This is a genomic window from Microcoleus sp. N9_B4 (assembly GCF_036701635.1).
Classification (GTDB): domain Bacteria; phylum Cyanobacteriota; class Cyanobacteriia; order Cyanobacteriales; family Microcoleaceae; genus Microcoleus.
In genome coordinates, this window is the sequence record NZ_JAUBRC010000096.1 from 1 (window position 1) to 6830 (window position 6830).

Consider the following 6830-nt stretch of genomic DNA (forward strand, 5'->3'; position numbering starts at 1 on the left):
TTGTCCAGTAATCCTTGTTTGTAGGGTGTTGGGGGAGTAGGGCATCAAAGTCACTACCTAGCGAGGACTCATATTTTATGGGTTTGCCCTTCTTGTTCTTCCTGGGCGTGTCTGGCTTGAACTGAATTTGCCCGTTTGCTCCCATAAAGAGAATGCCAGCGCTGGGGGCGTTGTTTCCTACATATACCTTTGCTTCGGAATGGGTGATACTCCGGCTGGTGGCTCTCGTCCAGTCGTTAAGCAGTCCCCGTGATTCACTGTGGGCTTGGTGTTGAGCTGTTAGGGAGTTAGCTGTTGAAAGTGTAGGGTTGATTGCGGTACTATTAGTCATGACTGCTGTCGCAAGATGGTCGGTTATGGCTGTCGCAGGATAGTCGTGAAGCATAAACTTTCTCGCCCTAAGCGAGTTTGAGTGTGGACCACCAAAGCCGCTGATTCAGGTTCCAATTGAGTGCAGCGGTTTTTGGTATTTATATGAAAGTTTTTAAAAATGAGCCTACATTGGAATCGCTCGCTAAAAATAAGCGAACAGGTCTAAATCGCTGCGAGCGCAACCATTAGATTCAACAAGCTTGGGAATAGGAACAAAGACTAGCGGGGGGTCGCGACTAGCTTCAATTTTGCAGAGTTCGGTATCAGTATCGTCTGCCAATGCCTCTGTAAACCACACAAAAATATCAACTAGCAGCTCGAAAAAGTGGGTTCCAAGCCAAACCCGCAGTAGCTCTTTGATTGCTTTCTTAATGTTTTTTCCAGCTTTCCAGATGACTGTGTGCCAAAAGCTCATGTATAACTTCCATTTTGCTCTCGGAATAAGTTTTCCCATAAACAGCGCAGTCAGCACCCCATTCGGTCCCTCGGTGCCGATTGAGAACATATCCTCCACAAATTGGATTTCGGAAGTTATACACATCTTTTTAGAGTATCAAGTTTCGCCACTGATTAAACGCTCGTACAAAGCCTCAGCATCTTTATACTTTTGGCTCCCCCCTTTGGATATCCCCCAAACTTCAAGGATGATTTTAGCTTTACCCCATCCCTTTGCTTTGAGTTCTAGTACCCGTTCAGCGCGCCGTTCTTCCGTGTCCTCAGCTTGTATGTCGTTCTGAACGTTCGCTGCACCATCCTCATCCCCACAAGTTAAGGCTAGTGCGCGTTCGAGACGTTCCACAGGATTAAGAATCGCTTCTGCTTCCTGTTGGCGCTGTGCTTGCGAAACATAGACCTCTGTCGCTATCTCGTCCTCGACATCAGCTTTAATGGCGCGTGTCTTGAGTTCCAGTATTTCAGATTCCTCCGCTAACTTGCGACCGATATTACCAGCGGACACAGCACACGCAACAGCAGCGGTGAGGCTTAAACCCTGAATAGATTTATGCCAGCCAACCCTTTTGTCTAGTCCAACCAAAGGAGCCACCCACAGCACCAATGCTGAACTTGATAAAACTATCATCTTTAAGAGCATAAAAACACCCCCAAACCCACAATCAGAACGGCTAGAACGCCTACCAGCACTGCTTGCAATTGTTGAATAGATATCTTTAGAAATTGGCTTAAGGAGTAGTCCAGGAGCCACGCGCTCGCCCAGATAATTCCTAGTGCTGCCAGCAAAAAAGCGATCGCTCTGAATGACATTGGATGCAAGCTTGCTACCCATCCCAGAAGGGAGGAAGCGATGCACCCGGCGATAAAGTAATTTGCCAAGTACATCGCTCTCATCAGTTGGAACCTCCGGCTAGTTTGACTTTAATTGCATCAATCCGAGTACGGGCATCATTCTCAGCTTTATCAATCCCTAAGCCTAACCGTGCATACCCTGGTCGCATACCGTGTAACTTTTTGGCAAGACCAGCGTTCGAGCGAACTTTTTTAAGCTCATTCTCAGCCACCACACCTTCATATTTTCTGTGTTCTTTGTGTATCGTCGCGTCGGCTCCTTCTATTTTGCCTAGTGCTTTGTAGGCTCGTTTGGCTTGCCTTGCACCTTCTACCGTTTCCTGTGCTAACTCTTTTAGTCCGTCGGCTTCATCTTTTGTGAATGGGCGCGGGGCGGGGACTATAGGCGCAGTGCGGATACTGCCAAAGTTACCGGGGGTGGTCGGAGAAATTACTCCCGGTGCAGTTGCGGCCAAAACTTTTGATTTGTCGATAGCGTGTCCGCCGTCGTTACTGCTGGCAAGTTTACCCGCGTCGGATTTACCACCAAACAGTCGTAATTGTAGTGACATTATTTTGTTCCAAATTGAATGGTTACTTGAATTGGAAAAACCTTACTGTGTAAAGGTTTGAGCAGAAATAGCAAAACCATCGCACCCAAAAAAAGTGCGATCGCAAATTTGATATTGATTGGCTGAGATTTCTTTGTGTAGCGTGGCGTGAGTGGATGTAAGTCACTGTTGCTTAAAAGCTTTACCCAAGTAGACTTACAGCGCTTATCGCCATAAAGTGAAGCATAGGGAGCTAGCCCTAACTGTTCCGCCGTCCGTTTAAGCGAGTCAAGTTTTAGGGCATCACTGCTACCCATAAAGAATTGCGATCGCCCGTCATTTGGGGGCGGTTTCTGTGTCATGATTTTTGTGGCTCCAAACGTTCTGAATCAACGGCTTGGGGAAGTCGTGACTTGTTAAGCGGTGGTACGCTTAGCAGTCGCGCGTCATCTTCCTTACCTTGAATATACAGCAAATTGCTAGCGGCGCTTAACTCGATACAAAAGTCAACAGTTCAGGATTTCTGATGAGTTGGCGACGGGAAAAAACCTGTCTAAGTCTTCCCCGCGCTCGACTTCCCGTCATCAGAAAAATTAATCTGTGTCTGGTTGCAGAATTTCCAAAATGGCCGCCACATCTGCCAGCTCTGCCTTTGATTTTTTGCGCTTGCCCTTCAACTGATTGAGCAGGTCGGCTGCTTCGGGGAATTCTACACCGATCGCGATCGGCGCTGAACTGGTAGAAATTTCTTCCGATCGGCTGGCAAGTTCGGATTCTAGTCGCTCGATCTCCTCGTCTCGTTCCGAAATTTTCTGATTGGCTGCTACCAGCCGTGCGTTGAGTTCGGCAATTTCTTGATTTTTTTTAGCTAGCAGTCGGTCAGCAGCAGCGAGTTTTTCTTGCAGTTCTGTAACTTCCTCTGTAACTGGCTTGAGTGATTCGGAGTCTGCTTCACTCAAGCCTTCAATTTTCCCAAGCGTTCCTCCATCAGTTGCAGTCGAGCCTCAAGCGCTGCTATTCGGTCGTGTGTAACTGCATCTGTAACCTCTTTCTCGACTGTTTGTGTAACTTCTTTTTTGCTTGATTTGCGCTCTGTTTTGTCGGGAGTGCTTATTTCTACGAACTCTTCGGCAGTTTGTTCTAGTCTGTCTTGGGTAACTTCATTACTGACCCCTATGTAGCGTTTATATAACTTGCCGTCTATTTTTCTGTAACCGTACCAGTATTTTTTCTCCTTACGCGCTCTAAAGGAAGGATGATTATTCGATTCGTAGCGGAAAGAGTCATTCTCTGTAAGCCAAATAAACCAGCACTTTGTGTCAATCTGTATCATGTTGCCATATTCGGGTTCTAGAATCCCCTGCACTACTGAAAATGTCATATCAGTTACCTAACGTTGTATGTAACCATTATAGTATGTAACTAACAACAGTTACACAATGGTTACATACAAATTACTTATAGGTAGCTCGACATGGTTACAGATAAATCTATAGGTAACTACATCTAGACACAATATGAGAACGTGGGCCGGGGGGAGCAGCCGGGCTATGGCCCGCCCCCCCGGCCACGCTGCTTGCTTGCAACCGGGTTTGGTGATACCCGGTAAACAAAAAAGAAAAATATATACATTAAAATAGAGATAAAGCTATACCTCTAGACAGATGTAGCTATGTTTGAATACACACTCTTAATCAATATTTTCCTTGATTGTATGATTAAATCAATAAAGCAGCCTCGGCGGGGTGGAAAGCGGATAGGGGCTGGGCGACCTTCCAAATGGTCTACACGCGATTTTAAGACCATTAGAGTGCCAATTTCTTTAGCACCTCAACTCATGGAAATTGCCCGCTACCTTGATGGTCAAGACAACAGCTATCGGAAATTAGAACCTTTTGAGGATGAGGACTCCCCCGATTATGACTGTGCTAAGGAGATGGAGTTCCGATGGTTGCATTGTTGTGCCGAAAGGCTGGGATGGGAAAAAAAGCAATTGCAGCGGGAAGTTGACAGCTTGAAAGCACAACTGAAATCTGCTAGAAAGCAGAGACTCAGGGCGCTCTAACCTCTAGCGGGATTTTCCCGAAGTTCCGCTAGCAAGCTCCGCCGAAGTGTAGAAACTCCGTCGGAACTTTGGGAAAATAGCCGCAACCGTCCGGTTACATATATTCCTTGGGTAACTTTTCAGCTACTCAATTTTTAGTGGGCTGGTTCATCAAGTCCCTGGCTTGAATATCAGCTCGCAGGCTACCACGCACCTCTTTCTCGAATTGCACCCGGCATTCTTGACCTGCCACAGTCCAGCAAATATTTACGATTTCACCACAAGCACCTTTGTAGATACCCGCTGGCCCTGCGACAACAACCTTATCTCCAACCTTAAACTCCTGAGCCGATCGCTTTTCTGATGTGGAATTAGTGCGGGGTTTGACGGGGTTTGGCGGGGTTTGTGCGGGGTTTGCATTCCTTGCTGGTTGGGTATTTGCGGGGTTTGACGGGGTTTGCGGGGTTTTTTCAACATCTTCTATAAAATGCTCTGCTGATTCCCCTGCTTCCGGCTGTACTTTCACCTCGGTAGATTTTTCTAGAAAGTTTTGAGGCTCAAACCCTGACAAATCGCTGTAATTCCCAACTGGTAAGGGTTCAGAACCCCGCACAAACCCCGCACAAACCCCGTCATTTGCTTCGCAAACCCCGTCATTTTTAGGTTTGGGGATACCAGATTGCAATAAATCTGAGTGTGTTGATGTTTGCGTGTCGCTTTCGTCTCGAAGTCGCAGTCCTTTAAAAAAGCTCCGGCCTCGGTGTTTTTCCCATTGCACAGAGGTTAATTCTAAGTAGTCATTGCACAGTTCGCTAAGCATCTTGGGATATTTAATGTGCGATACCGCTTTGAGTCCGCTGCTGCACCATTCTTTGTAGTGGTCGTAAATCTTGCCTGTAGGTGTCGAGGCTGCTGGGTCAAGAATCAGGCAGTCGTCAAAGTGAGCGGCCACACTGTTAGTTTGCGTTTTCATCTCCCATTCCTGTAGTTGGAATTCTGCAATCTGGCTGTTGCCCTTCCCTTGGATTGCCTCGGTAACTTCAGAGTCCGCGAGTGTCAGGGCCACTGCAATTAACTGGGAAATCTCGGCGTCCATAGCGGCCTCTATCTCAGAATTTCTCTGAGCTGTAGGTAAGGGGTTGTCAAAATGAATTAGGCACAGTCGGCGGTCTAGTCCTGTTGTGTCCCCTACAAAAATTGGATGATTGCTACCAATAATTAGCAGTCCGTAGAAAAAAGCATCGGAGGCTTGTTTGTAAACTTCCCGGTATCCTATGGCATCTCCCCCAGTGAGAGACAGAATGGAGTCAACTCCTGATGCGGTGCGCTCGTCTGGGGCGCTGACTAGCTGCTTATTAATGATGCTTGCCATTGTTGAGCCGTCGTCAAGGGCTTTGAGTTTGCAACCTTTCCAGTTATCCCGCCCTACAATTTTTTGTAACAGTCGGATAAACGTACCTTTACCGCTGCCCGGTTTTCCAATTAAATGCACAAACATTTGCAGGTCAAAGAATTTGAATTTAAGCAACCCGTTCACAACTGCCAGCAGTTTAAGAATTTTCTTGCGGTTGCCCTGCATTGCAGTGTTCATCCAGTGGTAAATATTTGGGCAATTCCCTTTGAGGTTGTCCAAAATATCTGTAGACATTGCTGTATACGGTTTGTATACATAAGGCAGATAGGAAGTGAAACCCATACTCGGCGAGTGTTCCAGTGTTTTTCCTGTCTCGGTGTCTAGTACCAGATTATTAAATGCGATGTACCGCGCTCGCTCCCACATCTGCCAGCGCTTCACTCGTAAATCAGTAGCTAAAAGCTTTATGGTGTCGGCAATGTAGCTAAATCCTTTGTAGTTAATACCCCGTGCGTCAATGGTTGCCTTTACCAGCGTTTCCACGTTCCCGTCGTCGGTCGGCTCCCAGTAATTGTGGTTCCAGATGCGCCATGCTTTCGTTTCGTTGTCAAACTTCCACAGATGCCCATAGTCTTCGGCTAGCTGTCGAGCGGTTTGTCGAGGTGTCGGCGGTTTGCGTTCGGTAGTTTCGTTGTTGTCCTGGTATTTTTCCTCAAACAGTTTGGCTCTGCTGAGGATTGCTCGGAATTCCTCGATTCCCTTTCCTTGGATAAAGTCATCCATCCCTTTAAATTCTCCGTTCGGCCCCGCATCCCAGTCGCCTGTCACGCTACGCACTGGCACATTGAATTTAGCTAATTGTCGGGCTAGTTTCCGTTCGGCTGCTCTCACATTTTGATTTGTGGCTGCATCGGCATCAAAGATAATGATGAACCCGAAGCCCCATTCTGCCAGCATTCTGAGGGCTGGTACTAAATGCCGCTTCCCTTCTACATCACCAGCTTTGCCAGAAAGTCCCATCTCTACTCCCAGTAGGGCAACTGTTGGCAAGTCGTTGACGCATCCGGCGATCGCTTTCCACGGCCCCTCGGTGATGCCTACATAAGGATGGTCGTTAATCCAGTAGCAAGTTTTGAGGAGGTTTTCTTTTGTCCAGTAATCCTTGTTTGTAGGGTGTTGGGGGAGTAGGGCATCAAAGTCACTACCTAGCGAGGACTCATATTTT

Annotated in this window: 9 protein-coding genes and 1 pseudogene; 1 reads left to right on the forward strand and 9 read right to left on the reverse strand. The window is 47.2% G+C overall.

Annotation, left to right across the window (positions count from 1 at the left end):
• The 8 genes and pseudogenes from QUA43_RS30365 to QUA43_RS30400 form a co-directional block, all read right to left on the reverse strand.
• Positions 1–385: pseudogene (locus tag QUA43_RS30365) on the reverse strand (hypothetical protein); the annotation flags it as partial.
• A gap of 129 nt (positions 386–514) precedes the next feature.
• On the reverse strand, positions 515–913 hold the full coding sequence (locus QUA43_RS30370; protein WP_333379454.1) for a hypothetical protein: 399 nt from the start codon (positions 911–913) through the stop codon (positions 515–517).
• 12 nt (positions 914–925) lie between these two features.
• Entirely contained in the window at positions 926–1465 is a 540-nt protein-coding gene (locus tag QUA43_RS30375; protein WP_333379456.1) for a hypothetical protein, read from the reverse strand.
• Positions 1456–1719 (reverse strand): hypothetical protein, encoded by a 264-nt coding sequence (locus QUA43_RS30380; RefSeq protein WP_333379458.1) that lies wholly within the window; start codon positions 1717–1719, stop codon positions 1456–1458. The genes QUA43_RS30375 and QUA43_RS30380 overlap by 10 nt, the downstream gene beginning before the upstream one ends.
• Positions 1719–2228: a hypothetical protein gene (locus tag QUA43_RS30385; protein WP_333379460.1), complete on the reverse strand. Its 510-nt coding sequence runs from the start codon at positions 2226–2228 to the stop codon at positions 1719–1721. The genes QUA43_RS30380 and QUA43_RS30385 overlap by 1 nt, the downstream gene beginning before the upstream one ends.
• Positions 2228–2569: a hypothetical protein gene (locus QUA43_RS30390; RefSeq protein ID WP_333379461.1), complete on the reverse strand. Its 342-nt coding sequence runs from the start codon at positions 2567–2569 to the stop codon at positions 2228–2230. Before QUA43_RS30390 ends, QUA43_RS30385 begins: the two co-directional genes overlap by 1 nt.
• A gap of 231 nt (positions 2570–2800) precedes the next feature.
• Positions 2801–3166: a hypothetical protein gene (locus QUA43_RS30395; protein WP_333379463.1), complete on the reverse strand. Its 366-nt coding sequence runs from the start codon at positions 3164–3166 to the stop codon at positions 2801–2803.
• A complete protein-coding gene (locus tag QUA43_RS30400; RefSeq protein ID WP_333379465.1) occupies positions 3163–3588 on the reverse strand; it encodes a hypothetical protein in 426 nt (141 codons plus the stop codon). Before QUA43_RS30400 ends, QUA43_RS30395 begins: the two co-directional genes overlap by 4 nt.
• A gap of 429 nt (positions 3589–4017) precedes the next feature.
• Between QUA43_RS30400 and QUA43_RS30405 the strand changes: the two genes are divergently transcribed.
• A complete protein-coding gene (locus QUA43_RS30405; RefSeq protein ID WP_333379467.1) occupies positions 4018–4272 on the forward strand; it encodes a hypothetical protein in 255 nt (84 codons plus the stop codon).
• A gap of 127 nt (positions 4273–4399) precedes the next feature.
• On the opposite strand, the gene QUA43_RS30410 is transcribed toward QUA43_RS30405, so the two are convergent.
• Positions 4400–6830 (reverse strand): DUF3854 domain-containing protein (locus QUA43_RS30410; RefSeq protein ID WP_333379469.1); only part of this gene is annotated, 2431 nt, incomplete at its 5' end.

Coding starts and splice junctions, on each gene's coding strand:
- QUA43_RS30370 (WP_333379454.1), bottom strand. CDS start 913: ATGTGTATAACTTCCGAAATCCAATTTGTGGAGGATATGTTCTCAATC.
- QUA43_RS30375 (WP_333379456.1), bottom strand. CDS start 1,465: ATGCTCTTAAAGATGATAGTTTTATCAAGTTCAGCATTGGTGCTGTGG.
- QUA43_RS30380 (WP_333379458.1), bottom strand. CDS start 1,719: ATGAGAGCGATGTACTTGGCAAATTACTTTATCGCCGGGTGCATCGCT.
- QUA43_RS30385 (WP_333379460.1), bottom strand. CDS start 2,228: ATGTCACTACAATTACGACTGTTTGGTGGTAAATCCGACGCGGGTAAA.
- QUA43_RS30390 (WP_333379461.1), bottom strand. CDS start 2,569: ATGACACAGAAACCGCCCCCAAATGACGGGCGATCGCAATTCTTTATG.
- QUA43_RS30400 (WP_333379465.1), bottom strand. CDS start 3,588: ATGACATTTTCAGTAGTGCAGGGGATTCTAGAACCCGAATATGGCAAC.